The organism is Chryseobacterium pyrolae (assembly GCF_025153485.1).
Classification (GTDB): Bacteria; Bacteroidota; Bacteroidia; order Flavobacteriales; family Weeksellaceae; genus Chryseobacterium; species Chryseobacterium antibioticum.
In genome coordinates, this window is the sequence record NZ_JANZQH010000005.1 from 41,088 (window position 1) to 56,207 (window position 15,120).

General features: G+C 38.4%; 15 protein-coding genes. 9 read left to right on the forward strand and 6 right to left on the reverse strand.

What is annotated here, in order from left to right:
* Positions 1 to 11: 11 nt before the first annotated feature.
* From NZD88_RS11730 to NZD88_RS11770, 9 genes are all read left to right on the forward strand, one after another.
* On the forward strand, positions 12 to 1,211 hold the full coding sequence (locus NZD88_RS11730) for a beta-ketoacyl-[acyl-carrier-protein] synthase family protein (protein ID WP_259829308.1): 1,200 nt from the start codon (positions 12 to 14) through the stop codon (positions 1,209 to 1,211).
* Positions 1,208 to 2,272 carry a beta-ketoacyl synthase N-terminal-like domain-containing protein gene (locus tag NZD88_RS11735; protein WP_259829309.1) on the forward strand — a complete coding sequence of 355 codons (1,065 nt, stop codon included), beginning with the start codon at positions 1,208 to 1,210 and terminating at the stop codon, positions 2,270 to 2,272. The genes NZD88_RS11730 and NZD88_RS11735 overlap by 4 nt, the downstream gene beginning before the upstream one ends.
* 64 nt (positions 2,273 to 2,336) lie before the next feature.
* The gene (locus tag NZD88_RS11740; protein ID WP_259829310.1) at positions 2,337 to 3,089 is read left to right on the forward strand and encodes a polysaccharide deacetylase family protein; all 753 of its coding nucleotides are present in this window, start codon (positions 2,337 to 2,339) and stop codon (positions 3,087 to 3,089) included.
* Entirely contained in the window at positions 3,086 to 3,712 is a 627-nt protein-coding gene (gene lolA2 / locus NZD88_RS11745) for a flexirubin biosynthesis/transport protein LolA2 (protein ID WP_259829311.1), read from the forward strand. Before NZD88_RS11740 ends, lolA2 begins: the two co-directional genes overlap by 4 nt.
* Positions 3,678 to 4,313, forward strand: a complete 636-nt coding sequence (gene lolB2, locus NZD88_RS11750) for a flexirubin biosynthesis protein LolB2 (protein ID WP_259829312.1) — start codon at positions 3,678 to 3,680, stop codon at positions 4,311 to 4,313. The genes lolA2 and lolB2 overlap by 35 nt, the downstream gene beginning before the upstream one ends.
* Before the next feature lie 7 nt (positions 4,314 to 4,320).
* Entirely contained in the window at positions 4,321 to 4,932 is a 612-nt protein-coding gene (locus NZD88_RS11755) for a PorT family protein (protein ID WP_259829313.1), read from the forward strand.
* 4 nt (positions 4,933 to 4,936) lie between these two features.
* Positions 4,937 to 5,308: an ApeI family dehydratase gene (locus NZD88_RS11760; protein WP_259829314.1), complete on the forward strand. Its 372-nt coding sequence runs from the start codon at positions 4,937 to 4,939 to the stop codon at positions 5,306 to 5,308.
* A 4-nt stretch (positions 5,309 to 5,312) separates the two neighbouring features.
* Positions 5,313 to 5,789: a hypothetical protein gene (locus tag NZD88_RS11765; protein WP_259829316.1), complete on the forward strand. Its 477-nt coding sequence runs from the start codon at positions 5,313 to 5,315 to the stop codon at positions 5,787 to 5,789.
* Positions 5,790 to 5,793: 4 nt separating this feature from the next.
* Positions 5,794 to 6,966, forward strand: coding sequence for a DUF2062 domain-containing protein (locus NZD88_RS11770; RefSeq protein WP_259829321.1), 1,173 nt, complete (start codon positions 5,794 to 5,796; stop codon positions 6,964 to 6,966).
* 201 nt (positions 6,967 to 7,167) lie between these two features.
* Here NZD88_RS11770 and NZD88_RS11775 read toward each other — a convergent pair whose 3' ends face one another.
* The 6 genes from NZD88_RS11775 to NZD88_RS11800 all read right to left on the reverse strand — a co-directional run bounded on the left by NZD88_RS11775 (position 7,168) and on the right by NZD88_RS11800 (position 15,117).
* Positions 7,168 to 9,840 (reverse strand): T9SS-dependent M36 family metallopeptidase, encoded by a 2,673-nt coding sequence (locus NZD88_RS11775; protein ID WP_259829323.1) that lies wholly within the window; start codon positions 9,838 to 9,840, stop codon positions 7,168 to 7,170.
* A 294-nt stretch (positions 9,841 to 10,134) separates the two neighbouring features.
* A complete protein-coding gene (locus tag NZD88_RS11780; protein ID WP_259829326.1) occupies positions 10,135 to 10,500 on the reverse strand; it encodes a DUF1648 domain-containing protein in 366 nt (121 codons plus the stop codon).
* Positions 10,497 to 12,179: a C45 family autoproteolytic acyltransferase/hydrolase gene (locus NZD88_RS11785; RefSeq protein ID WP_259829328.1), complete on the reverse strand. Its 1,683-nt coding sequence runs from the start codon at positions 12,177 to 12,179 to the stop codon at positions 10,497 to 10,499. The genes NZD88_RS11780 and NZD88_RS11785 overlap by 4 nt, the downstream gene beginning before the upstream one ends.
* The gene (locus tag NZD88_RS11790; RefSeq protein WP_259829330.1) at positions 12,166 to 13,701 is read right to left on the reverse strand and encodes a phytoene desaturase family protein; all 1,536 of its coding nucleotides are present in this window, start codon (positions 13,699 to 13,701) and stop codon (positions 12,166 to 12,168) included. Before NZD88_RS11790 ends, NZD88_RS11785 begins: the two co-directional genes overlap by 14 nt.
* A gap of 156 nt (positions 13,702 to 13,857) precedes the next feature.
* Complete coding sequence (locus tag NZD88_RS11795; RefSeq protein WP_259829331.1) at positions 13,858 to 14,742, reverse strand: LpxL/LpxP family acyltransferase; 885 nt, start codon at positions 14,740 to 14,742, stop codon at positions 13,858 to 13,860.
* A 120-nt stretch (positions 14,743 to 14,862) separates the two neighbouring features.
* Positions 14,863 to 15,117, reverse strand: coding sequence for an acyl carrier protein (locus NZD88_RS11800; RefSeq protein ID WP_034701488.1), 255 nt, complete (start codon positions 15,115 to 15,117; stop codon positions 14,863 to 14,865).
* Positions 15,118 to 15,120 lie beyond the last annotated feature (3 nt).

The window sequence follows — 15,120 nt, forward strand, 5'->3', positions numbered from 1 at the left end:
TATAAAATAAAATGAGTCGAAAAATTGCCATAACAGGAATGGGCATCATTTCCTCCATCGGAAACAATGTGGAGGAAAATTTTATTTCGTTAACAACCGAAAAACATGGAATTTCAGACATCGAAATGTTTGAAACCCGCCATGCCGGAAGTATAAAAACCGGCGAGATAAAATGGTCTAATGAAGAGCTTGTACAGCAACTTCAGCTGCCTGAAGACAATAATGTGACGAGAACTTCTTTATTGGGCATGATAGCCGCAAGAGAAGCTGTAGCATCTGCCGGAATTTCAGATATCAATGAATACAAAACCGGTCTGATCTCTTCTACCAGCGTAGCCGGAATGGATATCACCGAAAGGTATTTCTACTCTTACGAAAACTTTCCTGAAAAGCAAAAATATATCGATGCCCATGATGCAGGAAATTCCTCATTGGCTATCGCTGATTATCTTGGATTAAAAGGCATGGTTTCAACCATCAGTACGGCCTGCTCTTCAGCAGCCAACGCGATTATGATGGGAGCCAAACTGATTAAAAACGGAGTTTTAGACCGTGTGGTCGTTGGCGGAACAGATTCCCTTTCAAAATTTACTTTGAACGGCTTCAACACGCTGATGATCCTTACAGATTCTTACAACACTCCTTTCGACAACGACAGAAAAGGACTGAATCTTGGAGAAGCAGCCGCTTTTATCATTCTTGAATCTGATGAGGTTGTAAAAAAAGAAAACAAAAAAGTGCTGGCCTATCTTTCCGGCTATGGAAATGCCAATGATGCCCATCATCAGACCGCATCATCAGAAAACGGACAGGGTGCCTTTTTAGCGATGCAGCAGGCATTGAAAATATCAGGACTTGAAAAAGACGATATCGATTATATCAACGTTCACGGAACGGCTACTCCTAATAATGATCTTTCAGAAGGAATTGCCATGATCCGGATCTTTGGTGAAGGACAGGTTCCTGAATTCAGTTCTACCAAAGCTTTTACCGGACATACTCTGGCAGCAGCGGCTGGGATTGAAGCTGTATTCTCCATTTTGGCAATGCAGCATCATGTTATTTTCCCAAACCTGAATTTCAAAACTAAAATGGCAGAATTTGATTTAACTCCGGTTACAGAACTGAAAGAAAAAGATATCAACCATGTTCTTTCCAATTCATTCGGATTCGGAGGTAACTGTTCTACTTTAATTTTCTCAAAATCATGAGTGCAGTATACATCAACAGTGCATCCTGCATCTCTGTACAGGACACTTTAAAAGATCATTTTTTCCAGGATCTTAAGGCTGACCAGTCTGTTCAGATCTTAAAGGCTGTAGATCCCAACTATAAAGAATTCATTCCGCCTGCCATGATCAGGAGAATGTCTAAAACCGTTAAAATGAGTTCGGTAGCTTCAAATTACGCTTTAAAAGAGGCAGGAATTGAGAACCCGGACGCCATTATTGTAGGAACCGGAATGGGATGTTCGCAGGATTCTGAAAAGTTTCTGAAAAACGTGATCGATAACAACGAAGAGTTCCTGACTCCAACATTTTTTATTCAATCGACTCACAATACCGTTGCGGGACAGATTGCTCTGGGACTTCAGTGTCATGCGTACAATTTCACGTATGTCAACACCTCCTCATCCCTAGAATTTTCTTTTCTTGACGCTCAACTTCAGATCAACGACGGTGAAGCTGAAAATGTTCTCGTAGGTGCTGCAGATGAGCAGACTAACAGAACAATGGAATTGTACCGTCTCAACAATACTATAAAAAAAGAAGAAGATCTTCCTGCCGATTATTTACATTCGGAGACCGATGGCGTGATCTGGGGTGAAGGGGCGGCTTTCTTTGTTTTAGGAAAAGATAAGAGTGAAAATGCTTATGCTCAACTTAAAGATATTCAAATCATTAACCGATTAGAAATAGAAGAAGCAAAGTCGTTTATTGAAAGTTTTTTAACCAAAAATAATTTAAAGGCTGAAGATATAGATGCTGTCATTTTAGGTTTCAGTGGTGATGCAAAATCGGATGTGTATTATACAAAGGCGATGGATGTATTTCAAAATTCATCATTGCTCTATTACAAACATTTGAGTGGTGAATTTAATACGGCCAGTGGTTTTTCAACATTTATGGCTTGCCATATTTTGAAGGAGCAGCAGATTCCGGAGATCATGATGATTAATTCCACGAAAAAAGAGCAGATACAATATATTCTTCTTTACAATCATCTGGCCGGAAGCGACCATAGTCTGGTACTGCTGGAAAGAGCTTTGTAATAAAAGAGAGGACGTATCTGTCTACTACAGGAACCGAAATAAGTACAATTCTAAATAACAGAAGATGAAACATTATCCATTTATTCTATTTTATCTTTTCTGCAACGTTTTTATTTATGCGTTCCATGGAAGCTTGTGGGTTTATCTGGCTGGTTTTCTGGCCTTTTCTTTCGTAGTGATCTGGGGATCATTTGACATTACGCTGGGTTATTTTGTGAACAGCATTACCCATAAAAGAACAAAAATCGATGAAGTGGCATTGACTTTTGATGATGGACCAACTGAGTTTACACCCCGCTTTTTAGATCTGCTGAAAGAAAACCAGGTAAAAGCTACTTTTTTCTGCATCGGAAAACAGATCGAGAAGTATCCTGAAACTTTCCAAAGAATAATCGCTGAAGGCCATACTATCGGGAATCACACGTTTTCCCATTCCAACAATACCGGATTTCTATCCGTTTCAAAAATGACTGAGGAAATTGAGAAATGTGATGAAATAATGGCCAAAGTTGGTGATATCAAAACAGATGTATACCGACCTCCTTTTGGTGTTACCAATCCAAGTATCGCTAAAGCTATTAAAAGAACACAAAAAACGAGCATCGGCTGGAATGTCCGTTCACTGGATACGGTTACAGACGATGAAAAGAAAATTTACAAGAAAGTCACCCAAAGCCTGAGAAAAGGAAGTATCGTTCTCCTTCACGACACCTCTGAAAAGACATATAACGTATTGGCCGATTTATTGTTATTTTTGAAGCATAAAAAATATTCGACCTATACCGTCGATTCAATTACAAAAATCAAAGAAAAATGATTAAAAATATTGCTTTCGGAGCATTTTTATTAATTTCCGGTTTCATTTCTGCACAAATGACAGCGATGTCCGGGGCGGAAGCTAAAGCATTTGTCACGAAAGTATCTTCTGAAACCCAGGAGATCAAAACGCTTCAGAGCGATTTTACCCAGACCAAAAAGATGGACTTTCTGGATAAGAATATCGTTACCTATGGCAAAATGTCATTGAAATCACCCAATATGCTGAGCTGGAGGTACACCAAACCTTACCAGTACTCCATTGTTTTTAAAGACAGTAAGATTTTCATCAACGATCAGGGGAAAAAATCGTCTGTAGATGCAAAAAGCAAAACGTTTGAGAAGATCAATAAGCTAATCGTAGGAAGTTCAAACGGAAAAATGTTCAGCGATCCTGAGTTTACCGTATCCTATTACAAAAACGGGAACTTCAATGTGGCCAAATTCATCCCGAAATCTGCCCAACTGCTGAAATACATTAAACAGATCGAACTTCACTTCCCGAAAAATCAGTCTACGGTTTCACAGGTGAATATGACGGAAGCTTCAGGAGACACCACCAATATTGTTTTCAAAAATACCAAGATCAATGCAGCGATTGCAGCTTCAGAGTTTAGCCTATAGCCTGGTTCTTCTGCTGTTGGCTTCCTGTAAAAGCTACCAACTTACAGAGGCAAAACCTGTTCAGAGTTCTGAGAAAACGGTTGAAAATTTATATTTTTCTTCCGGTGAAGATTATGTATATAAATGTCAGATGGATATTTATAAAAACCATGTAAGCGGTATTCTGATCATCAAAAAGCTGAATGAAACGACTCATCGCGTGGCCATGACTTCAGATTTTGGAAATAAATTGATTGATTTCGAGATTTCTCAGGATGATTTTAAACTGAATTATGTTCTTCCGGATCTTGATAAAAAGATCGTCATCAATTTTTTAAGAAATGACTTTCGGGAGCTGCTGAAGAGACAATTTCCGGTAAGTGAATCTTTTGAAAACGACCGTTCTAAAATTTATCTGTCCAAAGCCGACAACAGAGCTTACTATCTGTTTTTCAACAAGGAAAACGGCCTGCTGAAGAACATCATTTACACGAAAAACAATAAGGAGAAAATCGATTTCAGTTTTGAGGCAAAAAAACATATCTTCGCGGATAGCTTAAACCTGCAACATAAGGATTTTAAGATCAATATAAAACTATTTCAAATAACCGAAACTGAATAAATCATTCATGAAAAAAATCTACTTCGCTCTTTTTATATTTTGCTGTTGTTTTTCTTATGCACAGGTAACTTTTAGCCTGGGAGTAAGAGGGGGAGCCAATTTTTCACACTTCACCCAGGGAGATGGATATCAGGAATATCTTTATTATCATGAGGACACCCACAGTTATGAGGAAATACAGGCTTCTTATAAATTTAAAAACCGGACTGACTTCTATATTGGTGTTTTTGGAAATATAAGGCTGACCAAGTTTTATGCTTTACAGCCTGAATTTAATTATTCCAGACAGGGAGCAAAGGTGGAAAGCCTCGGAAGGTATGACCGGGACGAGTATAAAATATCCTATTTTGGAACGCAGCTGGTAAATAAATTCTATTTTAAAGGGTTTAATGTATTGGTAGGACCTACCGTTGACGTTGTAGTAGAAAAGGATTTCAATTCTTCTTACGATTTCGATTTGGGAGTTACAGTCGGTGCAGGATATGATATCACAAAAAACCTGGGTGTTGAGGCGAGAATAAAGCATGGCTTTCTTCACACAATCAATAATTATCAGGGTAAACACGCTAATGTAGTTTTCCAGACAGGACTTTATTATACCTTTAACATGAAAAAATAATTTTATGCAAACCATTCTTACAGACTTTTACACTTTAGAATCTTATGAAAAAGCAGAAAACGGAAGTTATACCGCTTCTATTCATTTGAATAAAGACCATGATATTTTTAAAGGTCATTTTCCGGGTAATCCGGTAACACCAGGAGTTTGTATGATGCAGATCGTAAAAGAACTGACAGAAGAATTTACCGGATCAAAATTATTTTTAAAAACTGCTTCGAACGTAAAATTCATGGCTATCATCAATCCTTTCGAAACACCGGATCTGAAACTTCAACTGGATGTTACTGAAAATGAAGAAGATGTTAAAGTAAAAAATATCACTTCTTTTGGCGAGACTATTGCATTAAAAATGTCTGTAAGCTATAAAAAATAAATTCATGAAACTTTTCCTATCTCTCATAACGGCTTTTATCTTTTTCTTCCAGACAGACCTTGAGTCTTTAAGAAACAGCTATGCAAAGGCTAACCAGTCCAATGAAAACACGCAAGCATTCATCAATCTTGCAGAAAAACAATCCGGTTCTGATGCCGTAACCACAGGCTACAAAGCCGCAGCACAGATCATGGAAGCGAAAATTGCCAAGAAAAACAGAAAAGCCCTTGTAAAAACCGGTGCAACAAGCCTTGAAAGCATTATCAAAAGCAATCCTAATAACATAGAACTGCGCGTGATCAGACTGAGCGTTCAGGAAAACATTCCTAAAATAGTAGGTTACAGAGGCAGCATGAAAGACGATAAAGCATTCCTTATCAATAATTATGGGAAGCAAAACTCCACCCTGAAAAGCTACGTGAAAAAGTTTGCGATGCAGTCTAAATCCTTTACAGACGCGGAAAGAGCCACTATAAAATAAAACAATGACCCTTCCTGAAGTACAAAATGCAATTCATGAAAAGAAAATCTGCATTTTAATACCTACTTACAACAATGAAAAAACTCTGAAAAGAGTCATAGACGGTGTTCTGGATTACACCGAAAATATTATTGCGGTCAATGATGGTTCTACAGATTCTACCGTATCCTTATTAGCTCAATATCCTCAAATCACTGTGATCTCCCTGCCTGAGAACAAAGGCAAAGGAAACGGGCTGAAAATCGGTTTCAGAAAGGCAAAAGACCTGGGATACCACTATGCCATCACCATTGATTCGGATGGACAGCATTATCCGGATGATATTCCCGTGTTCGTAGAAGCGCTTCTTCAGGAAAAACACGATGTTCTTCTGATTGGAAACCGGAATATGTCACAGGACGGAATTCCAAAAAAGAGCAGCTTTGGGAACAGGTTTTCTAATTTTTGGTTCTGGTTCGAGACGGGAATCAAGCTGGAAGACACCCAATCCGGCTACAGATTATACCCATTGCTGAAAATTCCAAAGAAATATTTTACTCCGAAATTTGAATTTGAAATCGAGATCATTGTACGGACAGCCTGGAAGCACGTTCCTGTAAAGAATGTCCCAATCAAGGTTTTATATGATCCTGCGGAAAGGGTTTCTCATTTCAGACCCTTCAAAGATTTTACACGGATTAGTATTCTGAATACTATTTTAGTGACGATCACCCTACTTTACATTATTCCGCGAAATTTCGTGAATAATTTCAAAAAAAAAAGCTTTAAAAGATTCATCAAAGAGGATGTTCTTGAAAGTGACGGTAGCAACCGTACAAAGGCATTTTCTATCGCCCTTGGTGTGTTTATCGGGTTTTCTCCTTTCTGGGGTTTTCATACGGTTCTTGTGATCTCGCTGGCGGTTCTTTTTAAGCTGAATAAAGTTTTGGCTTTTGTAGCCTCCAACGTGAGTCTCCCACCCCTGATTCCTTTTGTTATTGCGGCTTCTCTATTTTTAGGATCCCCTTTTGTACAGGGTGACAGTAATATTTTAGGCAGTGAGCTTAATTTTGAACTGATCAAGAATAATCTTCTTCAATATGTAATCGGAAGTGCTATTTTGGCGACCTCTATGTCTGCTATTTGCGGAATCACAACATTTCTTTTTCTGAATAAACTGAATCCTGAGAATGAGTAGGCTAGGCAGCCTGAAGATGGAAGCGGGAGGAAGGAAGTCATTGAGATCGAAAAGAAGAGCTACAATTCTCTTTTAAATACTGTTTTATCAGATTTTCCTTTAAACTTTCAGTATTTCATCCCTTGCTACTTTGACCCTAAAACAAAAAGCCCCGAAGCTGAGCTCCAGGACTTTCCTCTTTATACTGTTATTATTATACTCTTATTTTGAAACAATGATTTTCTGGCTGTAGTCAATCGCGCTACCCTTGATAGTCACCATATAAGCTCCGTTCAATAAAGTATTCACGCTCACTGTTGTTTGCTTGTTAAGGTTGATTTTCTCTGAAGAAACCAATTTCCCTGTAAAATCATAAATTGAAACGGTAGTGATTCCTGAAAGTTCCATTCCTGAAGGAGTTTTTATCGTAAACTCTGTTTTCACCGGATTTGGATAGATAGATATTCCTTTGGAATTAGCAGAAGCTTCATTCACTGCCAATGCATTACATTCAGCAGGAACATCGAAGTTTTCCACCTGGTCGCTTAAGTCCGGAGCAGGCTGATTATAATTCTGCCATATTCCAACCAGTCCTCCAGGCGCGGCATTGACCCCTAAACCTCTTTTCGCAAATACTTTCCAGATCAGACATTTATCTGCTCCATTGGTTTTTGCCATGTCGGCAGCTAAGATAGCGTCTCTTCCCTGTATAAAGCTTGGGTTACACTGCTGTAGTTTAAGGGCATCAACTACCAATTGAAGTACTCTTGCACTTCCACTGTTAGGATTAGCCAATACATTGCTGTTATAGCCGTATTTCTCTACGTATTTCCAGTTAAGATCCCAAAGCATCGTTGCCCATACAAATCCGATACTATGAACGTCTGCTCTGGTAACCGGAATTACGGTACCATTAGTTAGTCTTACATTATCGTTAACTTTCATACCATTAGTTCTTGCATAGGTATAATTATTAACTACAAAATCAGGAGAATATTTCGCTGGTCTTATCCCTGGTCCATCTGTAGGTTGGTTGGCTGTAAAGGTAGCCATCCCTCTGGGAACAGAAGCGTTGTCTCCGGGCTTGTTGGTCAACATTAAGGCAAAGAAATCAGACCATCCTTCTCCCATCTGCTCATTGGAAGTACCGTAATTTAAACAGTTGTTTCCAGTACCCGTCATACGGTTGGTGATTCCATGTCCGTATTCGTGTGCCATAACCCCATTGTCTAAGCTTCCGTCTTTATAAACGTAATTCGCTTTATCATATTTTAAAGTTGCGTTAATAGTTGCACCATTAGTAATTTCAGCCGTTAAAAACTGTCCTTCCGTTTTTCCGATCATAATCGTCGGTATTGTGATGGTAGCATCTGTACCTCCTAAAGGTATTGGTGTATCACTGTTTGGATGATATTGTACAACTCCTATAGCACCGGCATTCTGCAGGTTTTTGGTTTTAACAGCAAAACCACAAGTTGCCGCAGTTACTACCGCTATTTTACCCGTTAAGCTTCCTGCTGCAACAGCCGTACATGCATCTGCAGGTACAGAAAGTGCCAAATTTCCAGTTACAGGAGCATTTCCTTCAAGCGCTGGGCCAAACTGTGCCGTCTTACTTATTGGCACTCTCCCCGTATAAATTGATGGTGAATTGTAGAATAGATTCTGCATCTGCGTAGGCTCAAATAAGTACATCTGCATTCTAGGTGCAGATCCGTCTGCAGGTGCCTGGAAGTTCGCATTATTATATGCTCCTCCATCTCTGGCTTCCGCTAAAACAGCATCATTTCCTGTACCTCCTATCCCGAAGTTGTTGGTTTGAAAGTTTCTTGCCGTTTCCGTGAATCCTAATTTATAAAATACGTCATGCATTTTATTGTTGACATAAAATAAATTGGTTACCGCCGCAGAAGTATAGTTCTGTGGAGGCAATGTCACATCCATTGGAAAATCAAAAGCTCTTGCAGCTCCGCCATCAGCAGAAAACTGAACTGTATTGGTATTGTTTTCGTCGGTGTATGCGTACGCATTATTTCCTCTGGTGTTCGTATAATGATTGGTTCCATCAGAATGCCATCCTTCAGGAGAAGCGGTTATATCCCACGGATTGTTCAGCAGGGATCTGCTTCCAAAAGAAGGTGCTTCTACAGGAAATGGCAAGATATTATAAGAAGCGTTGTCGGGAGCCAAAACAAAATTCTTGTTAAGCTTATGAGCTTCAGAATGTATACCAGCCGGAAGCATTGAAGGTTGAATATTGTTTTCCGGTTGTGACAATCCGGCAGGAAGGTGTTCGTGGCTACCATCATGAAAATTACATGAAAGGGTAAGATTTTCACGGTATAAAACTGATCCATCCTCTGTGCTGATCACTAAACTCCAAAGATTGCCGGTTCCCTTCTCTTCTACGTTGAATAAATATCCAAGGATAAGTTCTCCGCTTTTTGCAAAATAAACCAGCTTCGTTTTTATAGGTTCTTCTTTTCCTTCACTGTTTTTGACAGTCGTCAGTCCGTTCAATTGTTTTGCAGCCTGTGATACCAATGCATCTTTCTGTGCAGTCTGCTTACCTTTTACGCTGGAAGGGTAGGTTTTAATAAAGGTATCTGCAAAGCTCAGTACTTTATCTTCCCTCACCAAAACATTGGCTGAACTTCCAAAAACCGGAATACCATTAATCGTTTGCTGTATTCCTACAATATCTCCATTTAAACTTTTTGAAGGGTCAACATTCACGATGGTAAATGCTTTCAGTTCGGGATTTATTCTTTGAAAGGTCTTTTCAGAATTAACATAGTCTTTGATCACCTGCTCGTGTTTTTGGGCAGAAAGAACACTAAAACTGAAGAAAGAACAAAGCAATAAAAACTTAACACTTAGTCGAATTCTTTTCATATTTTTTACTTTGATTTAATTTACTTCCCTAGTTAGTAGTAAAAATAACAAAATGTTACATTATTGACACATGAACCTTTAAAAGATTTATTTCATAAGAAACAAAAAGAGCATTTTGCGTATAAAATGCTCAACTTATTGAATGATTTCTAAATTAAATTCTACTTCAGAATAAATTGGATAAGATCATTTAAGAATTCTCCGTCTACATTTCCTTTGATTTCATAATCTTTAGGAGAGGGTGTCCCGGAGCCGTTTATAAATAAATGATTCAGTGATGGATACCATTTAAAATTATTTAAAGACAACATCCAAAAAAGATAACGGACTCATAATCAAGGTGACAAATATCGCAAGAATGATCAACACCAACTGGTACTGATAATAGGTTTTCTCTTTATCTTCTTCTTTCACGTCAAAAGTAAATTTGATCTTGTCCGGTTTTCTGATCGTCATCCAGATGAAGGTCAAAATAGCAAGATTCAATGCAATGGGTGCAAAAAGAAATAACTTACTCCCAAATCCGTCATTTTTTCCTCCATAGCCGTGAATAGGGATAATGTCAGGAATAGAATCATATCTGGTAAGCAGGTAGGCTGTGTACCCTAGGATGATGATAAAAGGAATACAAAAGAGCAGTTTTATATGTTTGGGGATCATTTTAATTTTTTTAAGGTCTTCTTGAGGTATTTTTCTACATTTTGTCGGTCCGGAACTGTAGTAATTTCCTTGGTAAGGGCTTTTTCAAATTCAGCTTTGGCTTTTGAAAACTCATGCTTACTAAAATAATATTTTCCGGCCTGATAGTATACCCACCAAAAATCCGGGTTCATGGATTGATAATTGGGAATAAAGTCATCCGTTAGTGCTACGTCTTTATCATCTGTGGCATCACTTAGATCTTCGCCCATTATTTTAGATACCTGATAATTTTCAAAATCTTCAGAATCTGCAAAGGGATCTCTGGCAATATTCAGGGCTGTTTTTGCCTGTAAGCTTTCAGCTGCCTTTTTACCCGAAAAGATCTCATTAAGGTCATAACAGACAAATTCTCCCAGCTGATAAGGATTTGAAGAAACCCAGACCAGTTTTTTTTCAGGTGAAAATATAACAGCATGATGCGCCAGAAGTTGATTGATTGCTTTTTCATTTCCGTAACCGATCTTCTGGTCTTTTAAACCGGATCTATCCCTTAAAATGGCGGCCATCTTTTCAGGATTCAGTTTTTTCTTTTCCTGAAGGAGTTCCTGAAGCTTTTCGTAGCGGTATTCGGAATGGCTTTCTATGATATGTTTTTGGTTTCTTTTATCGTCTTTATAAGCTTCCGACTGGAAATGATTGGTACAGAAAACTTTGCTTGTATTTCCAACTTTGTAAACACCAAAATTTTCAGGGGAAACCTCAATGATTACTGCATTTTTATCGTGAGCGCTTCCTACCAGAATAGATTCGGAGACGAAAACTTTTCTTTTTTTAGCAATGGCTATCGCTTCCTCAATATTTTTCGCATACTGAAGAATTTCCCGTGTCACAAGAGAGATGGGGGTCTTCGCCGTCAGAGGAATTTTAGATTTCCCTGCGTTAATTGTTACGGTGATCCCTTCTTTATTCATACCCGAAACCACGCCGATCATTCCCGGCCAGCTGACGGACATGTATGGAATTCCGGTATCGGGTTCTACAAATTCAATCAGTTTATTTTTAGCAAAATCATCTCCCACATAAAAATCAAAATTTCTCCCGATCAACAATTCTCCGTCTTCGGTATTTTCATTCCAAACGGCAAGTGAGGTGCAGCCTACCATGGCCAGATCCTGCATGGCATGACCAATGTCGTGGGCTCCGTGAAGGTATAAGTTCCGAAGGTATTTCGGCGCAATAAAATCATATTTTTCAGAAGAATACCGGGACAACCCGTAGAGTTCAGCCTGATAATCTTCTCTTACATTCAGGTACATTTTCCTGTTGTACCATTTCAAGAATCCTCTGAGGAGTTTCTGTTTAAATTTTGACGGAACAAAACCTTCTACTTTGGAAAAGAAGATTTCTTCCTGCTGCTGCATGAGTTTTTGAGTTAATGCTCCATTATTATATCCAAGCTGCAAGGGATTTCCCCTGACATAAAGTTCCCAGAGCTGCTGTTTATTTTTGGTTAAATAATTCTGATTAAAACTGAATGTAGAATCATTGATCGTATTGACCTTTGGCGTATCCAGCGTATAAGCACTGATGTCTGGGATATGTTTGACCGATTTTGAGACACCGCACGAAAGAAGGGAAAGGATAAGGAAAACCTGAATTCCCCAAAATGCAGCCGCTAGCCAGTTATTTTTTTTCATGAGTCTTAATCATTTGTTTCAGGCGATCATCTATAAGTTCTTTTCCGAGAATTTCTGCACAGGTATTGAATGCACCTATCGTTACGCCCAGAATTCCATGCATGTTGACGGATTGCCCGGTAAGAAAGAGGTTGTCTGTCTTTGTCCGCGGCGAAACCATCGTTTTAAGAGGGTTATCTGAATTTTTCATGTAACCGTACATATTTCCTTCAAAACTGCCAATATAATCCCTGTAAGACAGCGGTGATGAAGTATAAATACTTTTTATGGAATGTCTGAGGTTAGGGATTTTCTTTTCTAGTGCGGTAATCATCTTCTCCGCTTTTTCCAGTTTAAACCGCTCGTATCTCAAGCCTCTTTCGTACTCTTCTGCCACGGTGTTTACCGTTTCCTGCCAGGATTTCACCTCCTCAAAATCCATATAAGAGATCGCGGTAAGGCTTTCCGCATAGTCGGGATGATGTTTGGAGGGTGTAGAGGAAAGCATATAGGTTTCCGGCCAGTTTTCTTTGTTGTACCGGAAGGCATTCCAGACCATTTCTTCCGATGAATAGTGGTATATATTATAATTGAAGTTAGGGAAAGTCTCAGGTTTTAAAACCAGATAAACACTGAAACATGACGAAACAGGTTCCCAGCTCATTACTCTGTTGGAAAAGGATTTTCTCAGCCGTTCCTCGCCGATCAGTTTCATGGCAGAACGGATTTCTATATTTGAAATAAACTTTTTCGCTACATATTCTTTTCCGGTTCTGGTTTTCACGGAAGACAGCGCATTGTTATCATTAAAAATAAATTCGGAAACTTCGGAATGTTTGTGTACTTCTGCTCCATACTGACGAAGCTTTTTAATCAGGAGTTTTGTAATCTGACTTCCGCCTTTCACGCATTTATAGGCACTTTGAATATATGAATTGACGGTAAGTGCATGAACATAGAACGGTATATTTTCAGAATCTCCGCCATACAAAAAATTGGATCCGAGCAATACTGCCTGCAATTTTTTATCCTGAGTAACAGACTCGAGGAATCTCTTGGTATTGAGGTGAAGGATCTCTTCATTATAGCTGTCTTTCCCTACTACCTGATATCTCGGAAACTGTGCACAGACATACTGGATTTCTTCGCAATAGTTTTCCAGGTTTTGTTTTTCGTTGGGAAAATGGGCAATGAGCTGTTCCACAAAGTTTTCATAGCCTTGAGCATGGGGATAATCTATGCTTTCATTACCAAACGAGATCCTGTCATAGCCGTCCTCATTCATCTTGTGAAGCTCCAGTTCATCCATAATCTCAAGATAGGAAAAGAACCGGTGAAGATTCTGTCCTTTTGAAAGGCCTCCCAGGTAATGGACTCCGGTATCAAAGATGAGCTTATCCCGCGAAAAGGTCTGGAGATTTCCGCCATATTGGTTATTTTTCTCCAGGACACAGACTTTCAGACCTTCTTTCGCCAAAATTAGAGCCGAAACAAGACCTCCCAATCCACTGCCGATCACAAGTATGTCGTATTCTTTTTTCAATAGGAGAAAAGCTGTGTGTTTTTAATTCAAAAAATCAAGAAATTCAGGGATTTATAAATGATCCTAAACCTAGATAAAGATTTGAACTATCTAATTTCTGAATTTATTTAATGATTTGAGTTTATTGATTAGTTTTCAGGGATAAAATTAGAAAAATTAATCAATATCATCCCAAAAATCGAAATAATTGAACCATTGAAGGGGATATTTTCTGATCATTGATTCCAGGTTCTCTACGTAAGAATTGAGAAGTCCCTGAGAATCACGGTTTTTAATATTTTTTGCCACCCTTGCATATAAGTGATAATGAAGATTTTTTTCTTTCATCACATACACATATACCACGGGAACGCCGAGACGTGAAGCGATCAGAAACGGACCGGCAGGAAATTTAGCACTTTTTCCCAGCAAGTCGGCTTCGAGATATTTTGAACCTTCGAAATAACGATCTCCTGTAAAGCAGATCAGTTCATTATTCGATAAAGCCTGATTGATCTCGAAAATATGTGACATATCATCTTTGACATAGATGAATTTGATATTACTCTGTTTTACGGCAACGCTTTCCAGATATTCTTTAATGACCGTCACCTCCTGATCTGTAGTAACCAGATTGATCTGACAGTCGAAATCGATATCAGCAAAGAAATGTTCTGCAATTTCAAAATTCCCGATGTGGGCACTAATGAGAACCCCTCCTTTTTTTTCAGCCAAAAGATTCTTAAGATTTTCTACCCCATCAAATTCGTAGGTATATTTTTCTCTTAAACCTGCAGAGATAGCTGTTTTATCAATCAAAACCTTTCCAAAAGTAAAATAGCTTTTGAATATACTGATTTTTGATTTCCAGTATCCGTAATCAAGTCTTTTTTGAAAATAATAGGAAATGTAGCGGTTGCTTTTTTTTAGAAATAAAAAATAATAGGAAGCAACGAAATAGAGAACGACATATGAACTCCGGATGCCGATATTTCTAATACACCAAACGAATATTTTATATCCTGCAATGGTTCCTTTAGATTTACCTTTCCACTTGTTCATACCTACAGTTTACCAATTTATCAGTGTACCAGTGTAACAATATTTCGGCTGAACTTATTGTTACACTGGTACATTGTTTTATTGTTACATTATTAAAAAGAATAAATATTCAATCGATAGTTATGCGTTTTTTGCAGCAATTTTATTTTCAATAGTTGTATAGAAATCATCAAATGTAACCATTTGTTTAAAATCTGCCTCTCCTAATTTCACTCCAAAATTAGATTCGATAACAACTACCATATCAATATAATCCAGGCTGTCCAGCCCAAGCGTTTTTTTCAGGTTGGCATCATTACTGATCTCATCGCCATCTACCTCGAATTCGTTTACTAAGAAATCATTAACGATGTCAACAATTTTTTCCCTTTCCATGTT

Coding starts and splice junctions, on each gene's coding strand:
- NZD88_RS11730 (WP_259829308.1), top strand. CDS start 12: ATGAGTCGAAAAATTGCCATAACAGGAATGGGCATCATTTCCTCCATC.
- NZD88_RS11735 (WP_259829309.1), top strand. CDS start 1,208: ATGAGTGCAGTATACATCAACAGTGCATCCTGCATCTCTGTACAGGAC.
- NZD88_RS11740 (WP_259829310.1), top strand. CDS start 2,337: ATGAAACATTATCCATTTATTCTATTTTATCTTTTCTGCAACGTTTTT.
- lolA2 (WP_259829311.1), top strand. CDS start 3,086: ATGATTAAAAATATTGCTTTCGGAGCATTTTTATTAATTTCCGGTTTC.
- lolB2 (WP_259829312.1), top strand. CDS start 3,678: ATGCAGCGATTGCAGCTTCAGAGTTTAGCCTATAGCCTGGTTCTTCTG.
- NZD88_RS11755 (WP_259829313.1), top strand. CDS start 4,321: ATGAAAAAAATCTACTTCGCTCTTTTTATATTTTGCTGTTGTTTTTCT.
- NZD88_RS11760 (WP_259829314.1), top strand. CDS start 4,937: ATGCAAACCATTCTTACAGACTTTTACACTTTAGAATCTTATGAAAAA.
- NZD88_RS11765 (WP_259829316.1), top strand. CDS start 5,313: ATGAAACTTTTCCTATCTCTCATAACGGCTTTTATCTTTTTCTTCCAG.
- NZD88_RS11770 (WP_259829321.1), top strand. CDS start 5,794: ATGACCCTTCCTGAAGTACAAAATGCAATTCATGAAAAGAAAATCTGC.
- NZD88_RS11775 (WP_259829323.1), bottom strand. CDS start 9,840: ATGAAAAGAATTCGACTAAGTGTTAAGTTTTTATTGCTTTGTTCTTTC.
- NZD88_RS11780 (WP_259829326.1), bottom strand. CDS start 10,500: ATGATCCCCAAACATATAAAACTGCTCTTTTGTATTCCTTTTATCATC.
- NZD88_RS11785 (WP_259829328.1), bottom strand. CDS start 12,179: ATGAAAAAAAATAACTGGCTAGCGGCTGCATTTTGGGGAATTCAGGTT.
- NZD88_RS11795 (WP_259829331.1), bottom strand. CDS start 14,742: ATGAACAAGTGGAAAGGTAAATCTAAAGGAACCATTGCAGGATATAAA.
- NZD88_RS11800 (WP_034701488.1), bottom strand. CDS start 15,117: ATGGAAAGGGAAAAAATTGTTGACATCGTTAATGATTTCTTAGTAAAC.